This is a genomic window from Kyrpidia spormannii, from assembly GCF_002804065.1.
Classification (GTDB): Bacteria; Bacillota; Bacilli; order Kyrpidiales; family Kyrpidiaceae; genus Kyrpidia; species Kyrpidia spormannii.
On record NZ_CP024955.1, the window covers coordinates 2,562,468 to 2,578,952 of the forward strand.

Annotated in this window: 18 protein-coding genes; 10 read left to right on the top strand and 8 right to left on the bottom strand. The window is 59.5% G+C overall.

Annotated elements, in window-relative coordinates; translation table 11 throughout:
- Positions 1-65: 65 nt before the first annotated feature.
- The 3 genes from CVV65_RS12810 (at position 66) to CVV65_RS12820 (ending at position 2,623) form a co-directional block, all read left to right on the top strand.
- A complete protein-coding gene (locus CVV65_RS12810) occupies positions 66-302 on the top strand; it encodes a FeoA family protein (protein ID WP_013076518.1) in 237 nt (78 codons plus the stop codon).
- Complete coding sequence (gene feoB / locus CVV65_RS12815; RefSeq protein WP_232796615.1) at positions 299-2,335, top strand: ferrous iron transport protein B; 2,037 nt, start codon at positions 299-301, stop codon at positions 2,333-2,335. Before CVV65_RS12810 ends, feoB begins: the two co-directional genes overlap by 4 nt.
- 75 nt (positions 2,336-2,410) lie before the next feature.
- Entirely contained in the window at positions 2,411-2,623 is a 213-nt protein-coding gene (locus CVV65_RS12820) for a FeoB-associated Cys-rich membrane protein (RefSeq protein ID WP_100668457.1), read from the top strand.
- A gap of 27 nt (positions 2,624-2,650) precedes the next feature.
- Here CVV65_RS12820 and CVV65_RS12825 read toward each other — a convergent pair whose 3' ends face one another.
- Both CVV65_RS12825 and CVV65_RS12830 read right to left on the bottom strand, forming a co-directional pair.
- A complete protein-coding gene (locus tag CVV65_RS12825) occupies positions 2,651-2,962 on the bottom strand; it encodes a cupin domain-containing protein (RefSeq protein WP_100668458.1) in 312 nt (103 codons plus the stop codon).
- A gap of 140 nt (positions 2,963-3,102) precedes the next feature.
- Positions 3,103-4,587 (bottom strand): glycosyltransferase family 2 protein, encoded by a 1,485-nt coding sequence (locus CVV65_RS12830; RefSeq protein WP_100668459.1) that lies wholly within the window; start codon positions 4,585-4,587, stop codon positions 3,103-3,105.
- Between the two features lie 238 nt (positions 4,588-4,825).
- Between CVV65_RS12830 and CVV65_RS12835 the strand changes: the two genes are divergently transcribed.
- From CVV65_RS12835 to CVV65_RS12855, 5 genes are all read left to right on the top strand, one after another.
- The gene (locus tag CVV65_RS12835; RefSeq protein WP_100668460.1) at positions 4,826-5,041 is read left to right on the top strand and encodes a hypothetical protein; all 216 of its coding nucleotides are present in this window, start codon (positions 4,826-4,828) and stop codon (positions 5,039-5,041) included.
- Positions 5,042-5,264: 223 nt separating this feature from the next.
- Entirely contained in the window at positions 5,265-5,951 is a 687-nt protein-coding gene (locus CVV65_RS12840) for an IS607 family transposase (protein ID WP_100668461.1), read from the top strand.
- A complete protein-coding gene (locus CVV65_RS12845) occupies positions 5,884-7,380 on the top strand; it encodes a transposase (RefSeq protein WP_232796616.1) in 1,497 nt (498 codons plus the stop codon). The genes CVV65_RS12840 and CVV65_RS12845 overlap by 68 nt, the downstream gene beginning before the upstream one ends.
- A gap of 231 nt (positions 7,381-7,611) precedes the next feature.
- Positions 7,612-8,292, top strand: a complete 681-nt coding sequence (locus CVV65_RS12850) for a response regulator transcription factor (RefSeq protein ID WP_269148847.1) — start codon at positions 7,612-7,614, stop codon at positions 8,290-8,292.
- Between the two features lie 97 nt (positions 8,293-8,389).
- Positions 8,390-9,094, top strand: a complete 705-nt coding sequence (locus CVV65_RS12855) for an SCO family protein (RefSeq protein WP_157935515.1) — start codon at positions 8,390-8,392, stop codon at positions 9,092-9,094.
- Positions 9,095-9,225: 131 nt separating this feature from the next.
- On the opposite strand, the gene CVV65_RS12860 is transcribed toward CVV65_RS12855, so the two are convergent.
- From CVV65_RS12860 to CVV65_RS12870, 3 genes are all read right to left on the bottom strand, one after another.
- Positions 9,226-9,813, bottom strand: a complete 588-nt coding sequence (locus CVV65_RS12860; RefSeq protein ID WP_100668464.1) for an HD domain-containing protein — start codon at positions 9,811-9,813, stop codon at positions 9,226-9,228.
- A 14-nt stretch (positions 9,814-9,827) separates the two neighbouring features.
- The gene (locus CVV65_RS12865; RefSeq protein WP_157935516.1) at positions 9,828-10,499 is read right to left on the bottom strand and encodes a DUF1054 domain-containing protein; all 672 of its coding nucleotides are present in this window, start codon (positions 10,497-10,499) and stop codon (positions 9,828-9,830) included.
- A 65-nt stretch (positions 10,500-10,564) separates the two neighbouring features.
- Positions 10,565-11,557 carry a D-2-hydroxyacid dehydrogenase gene (locus tag CVV65_RS12870; RefSeq protein ID WP_100668466.1) on the bottom strand — a complete coding sequence of 331 codons (993 nt, stop codon included), beginning with the start codon at positions 11,555-11,557 and terminating at the stop codon, positions 10,565-10,567.
- Between the two features lie 170 nt (positions 11,558-11,727).
- Here CVV65_RS12870 and CVV65_RS12875 point away from each other — a divergent pair, with 170 nt between their 5' ends.
- Positions 11,728-12,231 (top strand): low molecular weight protein-tyrosine-phosphatase, encoded by a 504-nt coding sequence (locus CVV65_RS12875; protein ID WP_100668467.1) that lies wholly within the window; start codon positions 11,728-11,730, stop codon positions 12,229-12,231.
- Positions 12,232-12,384: 153 nt separating this feature from the next.
- Complete coding sequence (locus CVV65_RS12880; RefSeq protein WP_133121301.1) at positions 12,385-13,443, top strand: peptidase MA family metallohydrolase; 1,059 nt, start codon at positions 12,385-12,387, stop codon at positions 13,441-13,443.
- 24 nt (positions 13,444-13,467) lie between these two features.
- Here CVV65_RS12880 and CVV65_RS12885 read toward each other — a convergent pair whose 3' ends face one another.
- From CVV65_RS12885 to CVV65_RS12895, 3 genes are all read right to left on the bottom strand, one after another.
- On the bottom strand, positions 13,468-13,725 hold the full coding sequence (locus tag CVV65_RS12885; RefSeq protein WP_198592027.1) for a type II toxin-antitoxin system RelE family toxin: 258 nt from the start codon (positions 13,723-13,725) through the stop codon (positions 13,468-13,470).
- On the bottom strand, positions 13,709-13,933 hold the full coding sequence (locus CVV65_RS12890) for a hypothetical protein (RefSeq protein ID WP_100669514.1): 225 nt from the start codon (positions 13,931-13,933) through the stop codon (positions 13,709-13,711). The genes CVV65_RS12885 and CVV65_RS12890 overlap by 17 nt, the downstream gene beginning before the upstream one ends.
- 134 nt (positions 13,934-14,067) lie before the next feature.
- On the bottom strand, positions 14,068-16,242 hold the full coding sequence (locus tag CVV65_RS12895) for a heavy metal translocating P-type ATPase (protein ID WP_100668469.1): 2,175 nt from the start codon (positions 16,240-16,242) through the stop codon (positions 14,068-14,070).
- Positions 16,243-16,485: the final 243 nt, after the last annotated feature.

Sequence of the window (16,485 nt, forward strand, 5' to 3'; positions counted from 1 at the left end):
GCCGCCCAATCCTGTATACTCATGATAGGGTTAATGATAACGTTTCTCAATTGAGGTGGTTCCCAATGACATTGAACGACTGCCCACCCGGAACACTTTGTACAGTGATCGATGTCCTCGCTCCTAAGGACGGACACCGCCACCGCCTCATGGAACTCGGCCTCGTACCCGGCACCGACCTGAGGGTGGTGCGCCGGGCCCCGTTCGGCGATCCGCTGGTGATTCACGTCCGCGGCGTTCAGCTGGGGATCCGCCGAAAAGATGCCCGGTTCATACAAGTGGAGACGGAGCGACGGCCGTGAAATCCGCGCAGCAGCCTGCGGAGGTTCGCGGCCCGGTGGCTCTCTCCACCATTGCCCTGGCGGGGAATCCCAACACCGGGAAAACCTCACTGTTCAACCTTTTGACAGGAACCCGCCAGTACGTCGGGAACTGGCCCGGGGTGACGGTGGAGAAAAAAGAGGGCCTGTGCAAAGATTTGCCGGGATGTTGGGTGGTGGACCTGCCGGGAACGTACAGCCTCGCAGCCCGGTCCCCGGAGGAGCGGGTGGCGGTGGAATACCTGTTGTACCAAGGTCCTTCGGCGGTCGTCAACGTGGTGGACGCCTCAAGTTTAGAACGACATTTGTATTTTACTGCCCAGCTGTTGGAGATGGGGTTGCCCGTGGTGGTCGTCCTCAACATGATGGACACGGCGGCCGCCCGGGGTTTCAACATCGACGTTTCTCTGCTGGAACAGCGCCTGGGGGCCCCTGTGGTGCCAATGACCGCCCGGCGGGGGATTGGAAAAGAGCAGTTGATTCGTCGCCTACAGAGCGAAGTCACGCCTGCTGCCTTCGTCCTGCCCTACCCGCGGTCTGTGGCAGCGGTGGTGGCCCGGGCGGAAGCCGCCCTGGCGGCCCTGCCAGAACCTTTGGCCGGACGCCGCCGGGCCCTGGCCGTCATGGCCCTGGAAGGAAACCCAGCCGTAATAGCGGCTTTGGAACAGGCGCTGCCCCCGACCGCGGTGGCAACCCTGGCGAACCTTCGCAAGGAGTTTACAGAGAGCGGAGAGCGAATCCGCCAGGCCCGGCACGAATGGGCGGCCCAGACGGCCCGGGAAGTCGTGGCAAGCGGGGGACAATTGCAAGGAGAGCGGACGTGGAGTGATCGGCTCGATCGCTGGCTCTTGCACCCGATTCTCGGGGTCCCGTTGTTCCTGGCAGTTCTCTTTCTTTTGTTCCAAGTGACTTTTAGCTGGGTGGGAACCCCCCTGTCGGATGCCATGGACAGTGCAATCAGCGGCCCTATAGCGGCGGGACTTCAAGCCGCTTTGGAAGCCATGGGAAGCCCCGGGTGGTTTACGGATCTCATGATCCAAGGCATCCTGGGGGGCGTGGGAGCGGTGTTGGTGTTCATTCCCCAGATCGCCGTACTGTTTCTCGGTCTGTCCTTTTTGGAGGATTCCGGTTACATGGCCCGGGCGGCGGTGATTACCGACCGGGTCATGCAAGCCGTGGGGTTGGGAGGGCGGTCCTTCATTCCCATGGTACTCGGTTTCGGGTGTAACGTCCCCGCCATCATGGCCACCCGCACCTTGGAGGACCCCCGGGCGCGGCTGGTGACGGTCCTGGCCATTCCGTTCATGTCCTGCTCGGCCCGGTTGTCCGTCTACGCCCTCCTTGTCCCGGCCTTCTTTGCCCGGCACCAGGCGGAGGTCGTGTTCTTGTTGTACTTGGTCGGCGTGGCGGCAGCCCTGGGGACAGCGTGGCTGTTGGGGAGGCTGGTTGGAACCGGCGACTCGCTCTTTGTCATGGAGCTGCCGCCTTACCACGCCCCCACCGCCCGAAACCTCACTTTGCATACGTGGGACAAGGTGAAGGGGTTCTTGCGCAAGGCGGGAACGATTATTTTTTCCGTGTCGGTGTTGTTGTGGTTTCTCGGGAGGTTTTCGTTTCAGGGAACCGTGCCCGTGGAGCACAGTTTTCTCGCCGGGCTCGGGGGATGGATCGCCCCCTTGTTCGCGCCGATGGATTTTGCCACCTGGCAGGCCGGCGTGGCCTTGATCACGGGATTTTTAGCGAAAGAATTGGTGGTGGCCACGATGGGAGTGGCCTACGGCGCGGGAGAGGCGGCGGGGGGACTCACGGCGCTGTTGCAAGGAGCGTTCACCCCGGCATCGGCGCTGGCGTTTTTATTTTTCGTCCTGTTGTACACGCCGTGTCTCTCCACCGTGGCGGTGATACGCCGGGAAACAGGGTCCTGGAAATGGACGGCCGCCTCGGTGGTGTACAGTGTAAGTCTGGCTTGGGTAGTTTCGCTGGGGGTCTACCATATCGCCAGGTGGTGGATATGAGACACAAAAAGGCCGGCCGCACAGTCTGAAAGGCGGTTCCATGTGTAGGTAGAATCACAGAAAGGTGGAGAGTCAATGGTCTATATCGTGATCGCCGCCGTCCTTGGATATGCGGCCTGGCAGTTGGTCCGCCTCTTTCACCGGACCCGCTCCGGTGGATGCGCCGCAGGATGTGACCAGTGCAACGGCTGCGCCCTTGGCCAAAGTGCGGGCCAATTTCAAAACAGCGCTCGGAAATCTTTTATTCAGCTCGATGAAATCCCCCTTGACCCGGGCAAACGGGAGTAACGGGCCCCGCCCAGGAAACCAAAACCGTCACTTTTCTCCGACCCGGGGAGGTACGAGAACCAGAGCGAGTACTGCGTCTTCCAAGGACTCCACGCGGTGCGGCACTCCGGGTCCGACGGCGATCATTTCGGCCGGCCCCAGTGTCAGCGGCCCTCCCCCCGGTTCAAAAGCCTCAAAAACCACTCGGCCCCGCAGAACAAAGGCGAGCAAGTGAGCATCCACCCGGTGTTTGTCTAAAACTCGTCCGGCGGGCAAGCTGAGTTGTATCACCCGGGCCGGTCCGCCTTGGGCGACTCGCCTGGTGAGCTCCTCGGCCATTTGAAAACGATGGTGTTCCATGCCACTCCCCCCTCGGTTTCACGTCACCATCAGGATAACGGACGCCCATTAAGGTCGTGGTAACGCGGCTCACAGGAGGACCAGCGTTCCTTATCGCTGGCCCTGGCGCATGGAAATCCGCGGTTTCAAGCAACCTGCTTTCACCGATTCTGGGGAGGATTATCGGGCTGCAGGATCTGTCGGGCCTGCTGGTGAATGAGGGCGATCTGCTGGGCAATGGCTTCATCGTAACCCGGGCACTGGCCGTACAAATCTGTGTACCGGGCCTTCGCCTCGGCGATCCGCCCGGTCAGCCCGCATATGTTCGCCTGGAGGAGATCGGCTTTCCAGGCGTGAATATCCGCATCTAAGTTGACCAACCCGGCGTAGTTGTCCCCTTGGGCCCGAAGGCGGCGCAGATCCTCTTCGGCAGCCTGGAGAAGCTGCTTCGCCTTTTCCACCCGAACATGGGCCAAGTAGTAGTGCGAATCCGGAAACTGGGGGTCTGTTTCCTGCATCCGCTCGGCCACCCTCTCCGCTTCGTCGTAGGCGGACTGAAACAGATACGCCTGAACCAACAACCTCTGGATCTCCAGAAGCGCCCCGAATCCCGGCGTGGTCTTGGCCCGTTCCTCCGCAGCCAGGAGAAGGCTCGTCCCTTTTTTAACGTCGCCGGCGGAAAGGACTTCCCGCCCCAGGTACATCAACCAGGTCGGGTCTGCGGGTTCTTCTTGCACCATTTGGTTCAAGAGGCGAATATTCCTCTGCAGCTTGGCGCGAATATCTGTATTTGCCGGATCGTAGCCGTCGTGCAGGATTCGAATCGTCACCAGGTAGTCCCGGGTTCTCAAGTCTGTGTAGCGGTTGCCTTTCACAGGAGCAATCTGTTCGTGAATCCGACCGTGAAAGCGCAGATCCCCTCGCCGGGGGAACAGGCGGGGAACGTTCATGGCGATGGAAGTCGTGGAGCCCAGGCGGTTGATAATCATCGGATGAAGAACCGGGGTTGGGGTGACGGCATCCAGCATGGCAGCAGCTTCCCGGATCAACGGTTTATCATCGGGGTGCACCCATTCGTCGGCATCGATCCAAAGCACCCAATCGGCAGCAATGTTGTCAAGGCCAAAATTCCGCGCTGCGGCAAAATCATCGTTCCACGCATAAAACAGGACCCGCACGCCCGGAAAAGTCTCGGCAACAGCGGCCGTATCATCGGTGGAACCCGTATCCACCACCAGGATTTCGTCCACCGCCCCCTTCAAACTTTCCAGGCAACGGCCGATGCTCCGGGACTCATTCTTCGCCACAATCACCGCCGCAACCGTCGGAACCCGCGGCCAGGCCAAAAGTTGCTCCACGAGAGGGTGACTGCGACCGTTATCCAAGATCGGGTCTCCTTCTTCAGCCGGAGCATTCCAGCGGGCCAGTTGTTTTTGCGGATGAAACAAGTAAGCCCTGCGAAACGCCTTTCGTGCGGAGGTGCCGTATCCTTGGCGCAACAGGGCTTCCCCCAGGATCTCCCATGCCGTCGTATCCGCCGGGTCAGCCCGGAGTGCCTTGAATCCGAGTCGCTCGACTTTGATCCAGTCTTTCTCCTCCAGCGCCCGGCGCATTTCCTCATGAGGCGGAACCATCGGCCCCCGCATGCACGTCCCTCCATCCCGGGTTTCACCGGCTTTAGGCGAAGATCCCGGTCAATTTCACCTTCCTTTTTATGAAACGCCACTTGACCGCGGTCGTCAAGCCGACCCCTCGTTCACCCGCGGCGCTGATCCACGCCAAGTGGCGTCGAACTTTTCATTGACACCTCATTTTTGAATACGATAACGTACAATTACGGATGGGTGACTCTCCTCATGTCGTGCCATAAAGGTGATCTGAGTTGTGAAGATTCAGCCTATTCTGGCCCTGCTTGTGGTCGTCGCGGCCGTGATGGTAGCGGCCGGTGGACTGATTTCATTATATAAAACGGATCAAGCCACAGCCTTTCAAGGCATCCTCGATCTATACGGGCCGAACCTGGCTCCAACGAGGTTCCGTTCCTCTGAATGGGGAATGGGAGTTTTACTGGAAGCAATTGCTGACCCCGGCGGATTTTGAACCGGGCCATCTTTCCCTTGTACCCGCCTACATACAAGTACCCCGGACCTGGCAGGGGCAAAGGGCGAAGGGAGGGATCCCAGGATGAAGTCGAGTCCTTCGGTACTGGTCGTCGATGACGACCCGGAAGTCAGGGCACTGGTGGAGTTGTACCTCAACCGCCACGGTTACCGGAGGTTAAAAATAGATATACATTAACCTTGTTTCATGGTAATATATAGTCATGAAAGACACACAGTATCTTCCTATTGGGAAAGTGGCAAAGATGCTGGGACTGAGCGTGCAGACGATCCGTCGCTGGGAAAAGGCCGGGAAGATTCATTCCATTCGTTCGCCGGGGAACCACAGGCTGTTCGACATCGAGGAGGTGAAGCGGCTTTTGGGAAAAGCGGCCGGGGACCGGACGGCGATCTACGCCCGGGTATCTTCGGCCAAGCAAAAGGCGGACGGCAATCTCCAGCGGCAACGGGAACGGCTGGAGCGGTACGCGGAAGAACGCGGGTACGATGTGGTCCGGGTATTTTCCGAACAGGCGTCAGGAGTGAGCGACAACCGGAAACAACTGGCGGCCCTGCTCAAACTCGCCGAAGACGGGGAGATCGACCGGGTGCTGATCGAATACCCGGACAGGCTGGCCCGGTTCGGCTATCGGTATCTGGAGCGGTTTTTCGAGAGTCACGGGGTGACGGTCGAGTCCACCCACAAGACCGAGCCGAAGACATCCCAGCAGGAGCTGGTGGAGGATCTGTTGACGATCATCACCGTGTTTTCAGCCCGGATGTACGGCAAGCGGTCCCAGGAATTCCGTGACAAGGTCCAAAAAGTCATGAACGAGATGGGAGGTGAGGGCACTGGCCGCGGTCATCAAGACGATCCGGATCGGGATTCACAGGGAGGTCCATCGGTGTAAGACGGAGGCGTTGGAGAGAACCAAGGACATCTATAACCAGGTGATTGCGTTTTACATGGACTTTTTCGCCGCACATCTGAACGTGTTGGACGAGCCGGTCCAGGTTCGGAAGAAGGACGGGTCTATCAAAGAACGAACGCGCACCAACCAAGAACTGTTGACCTTCGCGGAGTTTCACACCCTGGCGACCAAAGCCCACCCGAACCCGGGGTGGCCGCTCGACGAACACGTTCCGGCGGCGGAGGGGATGCCGACGGAGTTGCGGCGGGCGGCGATCAACCGGGCTATTGGCAAGGTGCGGTCCTGGTGGAGTCACCTGAAAACTTGGGAGGAAACGGCACCGGACCAGCGCGGGCGGGAACCACGACCCGGCGCACCGAACGAACCGGTGACGTTTTATGCGGGGATGGTCGAGCACCCCGCGTATGACCTAAACCCGCAGAAGAAAAAGCGGCACACGTTCATCAGCCTGAAACTGCACACGGGGCAGAAGTGGGAAAAGGTGTCGCTGCCGGTTGTGGTTCACGCCCAGGCCGAATCGCTTCTCGCCGGGTCCGCCCTGGAGAAAGAGCGCATCGCTCGTGGAAGGAAACGTTCAAAGACGGCCCAGACCGGTTCCGGCGAAGAAAAAGGGGACCGGACATGGGTGGCGAAATCCCTGACGGTGTACGGGAAGCGGGACAAACGGTACCCGGGCGGGGTGCGGTATGCGCTGCACGTCCCGATGGAGAAATCCGTCGACAAACCCCGGAAGGCAGAGGAACAGCGCCAGGCAAACCCACAGATGCCGGTGGTCACGGTGGACCTGGGCGTGGGCAGGCTGGCGGTGATGGGAGCGTTCGTGGAAGGGCGGCTGGCGGCCACGAGGTTCGTGGACGGCCAGGCCCTCAACCATCGCCGGCACCGGCTGTTGACCGTCATTCACCGCAAGCGGAAACAAAGCGGACGGCTCCAGCCGGGCGTCCAGGACAACGCCGCGCTGTGGGACAAGATCCGGAACCTGGACGAGAATGCGGCCAAGCAGACGGCCGTAACCATTGTCCGGTTCGCGAGGGAGCACGGCGCAAGGGTGATCGTGTTCGAGCACCTGCGCCGGTACCGGCCGCCGAAAGAGAAGATGAGCCGGAGCGGTCGGAAGAACCACAAACGGGCGTACTGGTTGCGCGGACAGATCATGGAATGGGTCCGGGACCTGGCGTTTCGTGAGGGGATTCTGACGGTGGAGCGCAACCCGGCCTATACCTCCCAGGTCTGTCCGCACTGCAAGGTGCTCGGGGAACGCAACGGCTCACGGTTCACATGCAAGAACCCGAACCACCGGTACAGCGCGGACGCGGATTTTGTGGGGATGATGAACCTGTACAGGAAATGGACGAAGACATTCGTGTATCCCCGCAAAGGGGATGACCCAAAGCCAGAGGTTGCCTGAGGGCAAAATATCCCTCTGGTCTCGCGGGAGGCTAACCGCCTGGACGAGATGCCTTTCGTGATTGCCCGTGTGGTACGGGATGGCTCTGAGCTTCTTTCCTTGGGGACCGGTTTGCCGGACGCGGGAGGAAGCACACGCCGAGAAGCGCGCCCGCCCCAGGGGCGGCTCCCTTCCGGATGGAAGGAGACAAAGGTCAGGCCGACAGCGGTCGTCGGATAGGTTTGGATAGATATTCCGGCAACTGTTGATACCACGAGTACGGCGGAAGCGGGCCGCCATGCTGTGGACTTCTTGAAGTGGGAAAGTCCCGACCTCCTCATCCTCGACGTCGTGCTCCCGGATGTCAACGGCGTGGAGTTGTGCCGGGCCATCCGCCGGTATTCGGACGTACCTGTACTATTCCTCAGTTGGAAAGGCACTCCAGACGACATCATTGCCGGCCTCGACAAAGGCGGGGATGACTACGTGACCAAACCCTTCGACCCGATGGTCTTGGTGGCCCGGGTCAAAGCCCGGCTGCGGAGGGCGAAGGTTGAACGGGAAGAAACCCCACGGCCTCATACCTTATGCTTCGGAAATGTGGAAATCGACTTCCGCTCCTACACCGTCCGGGTCGACGGCCGACCTGTGGAGTTATTCACAAAAGAACGGCAGCTACTGTTTTTCTTGGCCCGGCATCCAGACCAAGTGTTTAGTCCGACCCAGCTCCATCACCACGTTTGGGGATGGGATGCGCCAAGCGACGAGCGGACGGTGCCGGTCCACATCAGCAACCTGCGGAAAAAAATCGAACCGGATCCCAGCCGCCCCATCTACATCCGGACCGTGCGAGGATTTGGATATCGATTTTCTCCACGGGAAGACAATGGCACGGGGTGCGAGAACCCTGCCACGAAATTGAAACAAAAATAGCCCGTTTGAGCCACGCCGGCCCAGGTGAGACTTGATACCATCGGACTTGGAAGATGTAGCCGGATCCTGAATTTGATGACGGAAAGGGTCGGTGACCGTGAAAAGATCGATTTCAAAACGTCCCAGGGTTCGTCGTGCGGCCCTGTGGTGGGCGGCTGGTTCTGTGGCTGCCACCGTCCTTGCGGGGTGTGGCGCCACCGCGGGCCCCGACAGCGGCACGGCGGCCCAGGGGCAGGGTGGAGCCGGGGGCCAGGCTGGAGTCATTCAAAACACTCCCCAGGCCCAGGACCTGCGCCAAGCCAACTGGCACATTCAACCGTACCAAGCGACCGATCAGGACGGAAAACCGTTTAACACCGATCAGATGAAAGGAAAGATCTGGTTAGCGGACGTCATTTACACCAACTGCCCCACCATGTGTCCGGTGATGACGCCGAACATGGCCCAGGTGCAGAAAAAATTAAAAGCGGCGGGAGCCTCGGCGGAAATTGTATCCTTCAGCTGCGACCCCGATACGGACAAACCCGAGGTCTTGAAAAAATACGCCGAACGCTACAACGCCGATTTAAAGATGTGGCATTTTGTGACGAGTCCAGGATTTGATATCACCAAGGATTTCGTGTTCAAAAGCTTCCATACATCTTTGACAAAAAATCCCCCGGAGGTATCCGGAGGCATCACCATGTACAACCACACGACTCAATTTTTCCTGATCAATCGCAACGGCCAAATCGTCAAGATGTACGACGGCATGAAGCCCCCCATCGACCAGATCGTCCAGGACGTCAAAGCCCTTGAATGACATGGGCGCTTTTTCGCCCGCGATCCATTCCCAGTATATTCCGGACATCAAGGCTGCGCAGTTCCTCGTGATGCGAAGTCGTTCGCAACCCGAAACGAGTGCGGCCGGGACCCACCCCGGCCGCCGCCGTGTCAACTCCCCGTTCCGGAAGCCTGGGTGCCCTCCAGTCCCAGTTCGCGTGCCGCGCCCTTGAGAGCCTCGATGACAAACCCGATGTGTTCATCGAGATCCACCCCCAACTCCTCGGCGCCCCGGCGCACATCCTCTCGGTTGACCCCTTTGGCGAAGGCCTTGTCCTTCAATTTCTTTTTCACGGCCCGAACATCCACATCGTAAATACTTTTCGTCGGTCGGACCAAAGCCACGGCGGTGATAAACCCGGACAGCTCATCACAGGCGTACAGACACTTGTCCATCAAGTGGTCCCGGGGCACGCCGAGATAATCCGCGTGGCTGAGAATCGCATGGATGACATCCTCCGGGTAGCCTCTCTGCCTCAGGATCTCGGCGCCCCGGGTGGGATGGTCCTCGGGAGATGGCCAGCGGTCGTAATCAAAGTCGTGCAATAGACCCACAATCCCCCATTTTTCCTCATCTTCCCCATACTTGCGGGCATAGGCTCTCATGGCCGCCTCTACGGCCAAGGCGTGTTTGATGAGATTCGGGTTTTTCGTGTACTCGTTCAACAGTTCCCACGCTGCCTCGCGATCAAGTGACATCGTATGTGCCTCCTTTATCGGGCCGACCCCGTCCGGGATGATGGTTCCCCGGCGGAATGGGCGCCCGGAATCACGGCTTCATAAAGTGGGAATAGTTCCAACAGCACAGTTTGGGCGAGGCTGAGAAACGACTCGCCTTTCACTAGAGCCGGCTCCTGTCGGTCGAACCGACGGCCCACTGCCAAACCGGCTGCTTTTTTCTCCAAGGCCACGCCGAGCTCTTGGAGGCCACCTCCGTCGAGCCGAGGCCAGGGCCGGTCCGCCGCCCCGTCCCGGTGCAGGGCCCACAAGTAAGAAGAAGGCACGAGCGCGGCAGCCTCCTCCCCGTGCTCCCGCAACCACCGGGCGGCCCCCGGCTTGTCCTCCGCTTCGGGTTTGATCACCAGCCGCACAAACACCTCTTCAGCCCCAATTCCCACTTCAAAATGTGCATATCGTTTATACCCCCGGGGCGAACGGGAGAGTGCCATCCACGTCTCGTCGGGAGGGTTAACCTTGCGCCGGGCATGAGCTGCAACATGGGGGTAAAAAGGCACCCCGGTCTCCCGGGAAAGCCGAGGGGCCAACTCGTCAGCCAGCGCCGTCAACTTCGGCCGCACCCGGGAACGAATCGCCTCCATCCGCTCCTCGAACTCCGCGATCGAAAAGACGGCAAAATCTTCCGCTTCAAAGCCGTTGAACGCCACCGTCAACCCTCCTTTTCCGTGTCCAGGCTCCATCCGGCGACCACGCCTGGCCTCGTGGTGACGGGTCAATACCCTTTGCGGGAATCCACCCGGTTGACCCATTCCCCGGCCCCGGACAAGTACACCAGGAGATTCTTTAGGAAAATTTCCAGTGCCCGGTCGTTGTAATAAGGCGAGAGACCCGAGATATGAGGGGTGAGCAGGCAATTCTCCAGTCCCCAAAAGGGATGGTCCGAAGGAAGCGGTTCCTGTTCAAACACATCCAGGGCTGCCCCGGCAATCCACCCTTCGGTCAATGCCCGCAGAAGAGCCGGTTCATCCACGACGCCGCCCCGGGCCATGTTGATCAAAAACGCCGTCGATTTCATTCGCCTCAATTCCGCCTCCCCGATCATGCCCCGGGTCTGGGCTGTGAAAGGGACGAGCACCACGAGATAATCCGCCCCGCCCAAAAGTTCATCCAATCCATCTTTTCCGGAAAATACACGATCGAAACCATCCACGGCCCGCCCGCTCCGGTTATGGCCCCATACCGTCAACCCGAAGGCCCGGGATCGCGTCGCCAAATCTTGGGCAATCGCTCCGGTCCCCAGCACCCCGAGTACCTTGCCTCCCAGCTCGTCCACGCGAAGCTTGCGATCCCAGACCCGCTCCCTCTGGAGGCGGGCGAACTCCAGGAGCCGGCGGCTGTGCATGAGCATGATGCCCAGGGCGTGCTCGGCCATTTGAGGGCCGTGAACCCCCCGGGCATTGGTCACCACGACCCCCCGACGATCCAGTGCCGCCAAGGGCATCCGGTCCACTCCGGCGGAAAACACCTGGATCCACCGCAGGCTCTTCATCTGCTCCACCCGACGATCATCCAAATCCATCCCGTACGTAATCAGGACTTCTATCTCGGCCAGATCATTCCCCATCTCTTCCAAGCCCTGCACTGTCCGGATTTCCACCCCGGGAAAAACCTGTTTCACCCGCTCGCCATGCTTGGTTTTTAACGGCACAGTGCTCACCACGTTCAGTCGCCTGTGAGTGCTCGATTCCGTTCCGCTTTGCCCCATCGCCTCCGCCTCCTTTCCGGTCTCCCCACCACAGTGTTGCCCGTCCCGACCCGACGCCACCCCGCTCCCGGGGGACCGACGCGAAGAAGCTCTTCCCTACGGGTCTTGAACTTGTTACCATGAAATAAGAATAGCAAAAACACCGCCGAGGGGCGAGAAGAGGTGGAGGCTTGATCCGGGTTTTATTCGTGTGTCTTGGGAACATCTGTCGCTCGCCGATGGCCGAAGCCGTTTTCCGCCGGCAGGTCGAGGAAGAAGGTCTGTCCGGGTGCATCTCCGTAGATTCTGCCGGGCTGGGCACTTGGAACGTCGGGGATCCGCCCCACCCCGGTACCCGCCGGGTCCTGGATGCCCGGGGCATCTCTTGGGAAGGCCACCGGGCGCGGAAGGTGTCCCGGTCCGATCTGGGCCGGTTCGACTATATCGTCGCCATGGATGAGGATAACCTCGCAGGATTGAGACGGCTGGATCCCGCGGGCGAGTATCTCCACAAGGCGTCACTGCTGCTCGACTGGGCACCGGAAACAGAGGTGCGCGAAGTCCCGGATCCCTTTTTTACCGGGACGTTCGAATACGTCTACCGGTTGGTGGAGGCCGGATGCCGGGGATTATTGGAACACATCCGAACGGTGCACCGCTGCGATCCTGGACCCGGAGATCTCACCCCGGAATGAACCTGGCAAGACACCATCACCACAAATTCACCATAAGAATTTTATCCTTTTCCCCTAGGACACTTTCTTCTCACAAGTGGTCGTCACCTGGTAGAATAGAGCCAAGAACAAGTTTCACGTAGGGCAAAGGTGTTCGGTTAGGAGGTGGGCCCGTTGAAAGGACTGTGGCTAGGGGGAATCATCCTGTTATTGAGTCCATTTCAACAGGTGGGGGCGAACCTGCAGAATGTCGAGGTTCCTCCGGCGGTAGCCCAGGTCATTCAGCACATTGAAGATCTTGCACAGCAAGTCGATGAGACATGGATTACCATCTCTAATATGCTGGAAAGCGGCCAGGCCACTCCCGATCAGATCAATCAACAGCTCGACCAACTCTCCCAGGAACTCAACCAGCTGCACCAGGCATTAGTCGACCAGTCACTGGCCAGACAGATCGGGATCCACCGATTGCCGCCCGAGCGGGCAGGATCCCCGCAATCTGTATCGGGAATCAATATCATTCCCGGGGATGCCAGGGTCTCCCGGGGAGCGTTGCAAGCTGCGGCAGATCTCGTGAAAAACGTCTCTCTGCCGATCTTGAAAAACGAATTGGGCCAACAACCCCAGAGGGCGCAGGTCGTACTGTTTTCCACCCCTCGCACTTATGGTAGTGCCTTGGCCCGGGCCGGAGTCGACCCGAACATGATTCCCCAGATGGTGGCCCATACCGGAGGTGTCACCGTGGGAAACGACATCTGGCTGCCCCTGTACCCCGTTCAGGCGGAATCGGATCTCGCCAACGTCCTCACCCACGAGTTGACCCACGTCACCCTCAACGAGATGGGAATTGGCGATCAACTGCCGGTGTGGATCAATGAGGGCATCGCTTGGTATGATGGGACCCAGGCCCAGGCCCAACTGGATCCGCAAAAGGTGACCGCTCAGGATGAGGCAATGATCCAGCAACTCCGGACTGTGGCTCGCCGGGGGGCACTGTTGCCCCTCTCGGCCGGGGAAGGGCAGATCATCCAGGCTCCCTATAATGTGGAGTGGCAAGACTATCTGGCGGTGCGCCAGCTGCTTAAAGACGGAGGAATGGAGAAGTTCCGGTCGTTCCTGCAGGACGTTGCCACTAAAGGTGTGGACCAGAGCTTCCGAGATCATTACCAGATGGATCTCGGACAGTACGAGAACCAAGTGGAGTCCGCCCTGGTGGCCGCTTTGCAGGGATAGTTCGTCGGTCAGAGGGGGCGGGCGTCACCCGTCCCCTCGCGCCACCGAGTCAACATTTGGCAGTTCGCCAATCTTACGAAATGGCCCATGTACCCAATTCCCAACCTTCAAACGATAAAATTGTCCTTCATATCCCTTCATCGGCTTGGTCTTGGGATGATGACAGGGGTTCACGCTTAATGATTCGATCGCTTGTAGGATTCGTTTTGCCGTGACTTTATCCAACTTTCTAATAACCTTGCTGGCCTCTTTCGCGAACAGCAATTCATAACCCGAGGTCACGCTTCAGGTCCTCCAACGGTACGGCTTCACGTTTCATCAATTCTTGCCTGCCTTGTTCAATGGCTCGAATATCCTCTGGCGTCAACAGATCGTCTTCTTCGTCAAGCTGATTTTCCAATAGCCAAGACAAAAAACTTTTTGCAACCAATTTATTTTTATCGTTCAAATGCTTGATCAATTGTTCCAGCTCTTGCTCAAGAGCACTCATGATGCTGACCTCCCCGGTGAAATTCACGGTCTTACCACAGATCCATTATAGCAAAATCGCCCTAAAGTGTCCGACGGCCCGGTGACCATCACTGTTACCTCGAGCTGGGGCATGTCACCTCATGCCGCCCCGATTCAAATTCGCACCCGTTTGAGGCGCAGGGCACCCAGCACCACCATCACGGAACTGAAAGCCATGGAGGCTCCGGCGATGAGGGGGCTCAACCAACCCGCAGCCGCAGCGGGGATGCCGATGATGTTGTACCCCAGGGCCCAGAACAGGCTTTGGCGAATGTTGCGCAAGGTCGCCCGGGAGAGGAGGACGGCGCGAACCACCCCCTCCAAACCGGTTCCAATGAGGGCTACGTCGGCGGCGTCCAGGGCCACGTCCGCTCCCGTCCCCACGGCGATGCCCACATCGGCCGCCGCCAGGGCCGGCGCGTCGTTGATGCCATCCCCCACCATGGCCACTTTCCGACCTCTTTTTTGATACTTCCGGATCACCCGGACCTTATCCTCGGGAGAGAGTTCGGCCAGAACGTGGCGAATCCCGACCTGCCGGGCGACGACCTCGGCGGTATGCCGGTTGTCCCCGGTGACCATGACCAACTCGATCCCCATTTCTTGCAGCGCTTTCACCGCCCGACGGGACTCCTCCAATAGAACATCGGAAACGGCGATTAAACCGGCCAATCGGCCATCCACCCCCACCTGGATCACAGTCTTGCCTTCTGACTCCCAGAGATCTTTCTCAGGGGGGACAACTCCTTCCACACCGCATTCCTCCAGGAACCGCCCGTTCCCGATTACCACCGGCCGCCCTTCCACGACGGCCCGCACTCCCCCGCCTCCCGAGGACACAAAACCCTCAGGCTCCGGGAGCGGCCCCAATCCAGTAGCCCCTTCTGCCAGGATTCGCCCAAGGGGATGTTCCGAAGGCCCTTCGGCCGAAGCAGCGAGGCGAATGAGGTCATTCCGCGAGCGAAGGGGGCCCGGTCGAATCACCCGCACATCTGTCACCGCAGGTCGCCCCCGGGTAAGAGTCCCGGTTTTGTCCAGCAGCATCACCTGAACCCGGTGCAACTGCTCCAGCGCCTCCCCGCCCTTAAAAAAAATTCCCATCTTCGCCGCCCGCCCGGTTCCCACCATCACCGCGGTGGGGGTCGCCAAGCCGAAAGGGCACGGGCAAGCGATCAGAAGAACGGCCACGGCGTTCATGAGGGCGGTGGGGAGTGCGCTAGTCGTGCCGCCGCCCGCAAAAAACCACACGCCAAACGTCCCGGCGGAGATGGCGATCACCGCCGGAACAAACACATTACAAATCGCATCCGCCAACCGCTGGACCGGGGCCTTCGACGCCTGGGCCTCTTCAATGAGCCCGATGATCCGCCCCAAGGCAGAGTCTGCGCCGACCCGCTTCAACTGGATCCGGAGGGTCCCCTGTTGATTGAGCGTCGCCCCGTACACCAGATCCCCCGCCCTCTTGACGACGGGGAGCATTTCCCCCGTCATCATCGATTCATCCACATCCGATTCTCCGGCCACCACCCGACCGTCCGCCGGGATTTGCTCCCCGGGTCTGACCACCACCACGTCCCCCACCTGGAGTTGCTGGACCGGAACGTCCCGCTCTCCCTGGGGGGTCCACAGGTGGGCAAATTTGACCTGGAGGGAAACGAGCTCGGCCAGGGCGTCGGCGGTGCGGTTTTTTGCGTGAGATTCGAGAATTTTGCCGAGTCGGACCAGTGTGATAATCAAAGCTCCAGTTTCAAAATACAAATGTCCCGACCCCCGGAGGATCATCCACACGCTGTAACCATAAGCTGCCGAAGTGCCCAAGGCCACCAGGACGTCCATGTTGGCCGAACCGCTGCGAAGGGATTTCCACGCTCCCACGTAAAAGGCCCAACCGGCGACGAATTGAATCTCGGTGGCCAAAACCCATTGCACCCGGGGATTGAGAAACGCCCTCGGGATATACGGAAAACCGGCCATATGGGCCATCACCCACAAAAACGGCAGAGACAAAATCAGGGAAAAAACAAACATTTCCCATTGACGGCGCCGATCCCCGGCCGAGTCTTTCGTCTGTTGATCAGGGTGGGCGCCGTATCCCAATTTTTCTACACGATCGATGAGCTCTTCCAGATCCACAGCCCCGGGGATGTACGTCACCGTGGCCCGCTCCAAGGCGAGATTGACGTTCACATCGAGAACCCCTTCCTGCCGTTTCACCACCCGCTCAATCCGGGTGGCGCAGGCGGCACAGTGCATGCCCGTGATCCGCAGGGTCGCTTTCTCCTTTTCCATCCCGCCGCCTCCCTCGAAAAGCCAGTCTATGTGTATTCGCCAGATGGACCAAGCTAGACCACTCCGTCCGAATTTCAAGGACAGCACAAAAAAAGCCCGTCTGGGCAGTGATGTCCGAGTTCTTCCAGCTCACACAGTTCAGTGACTGGCGAAATCTGAACATCGAGCGGACGGGAATTGAAGAGAGCATGAGGAGGCGGGCATGGTATGGGCATATCTGCGACTGCCTCGGTACTCGGCGCT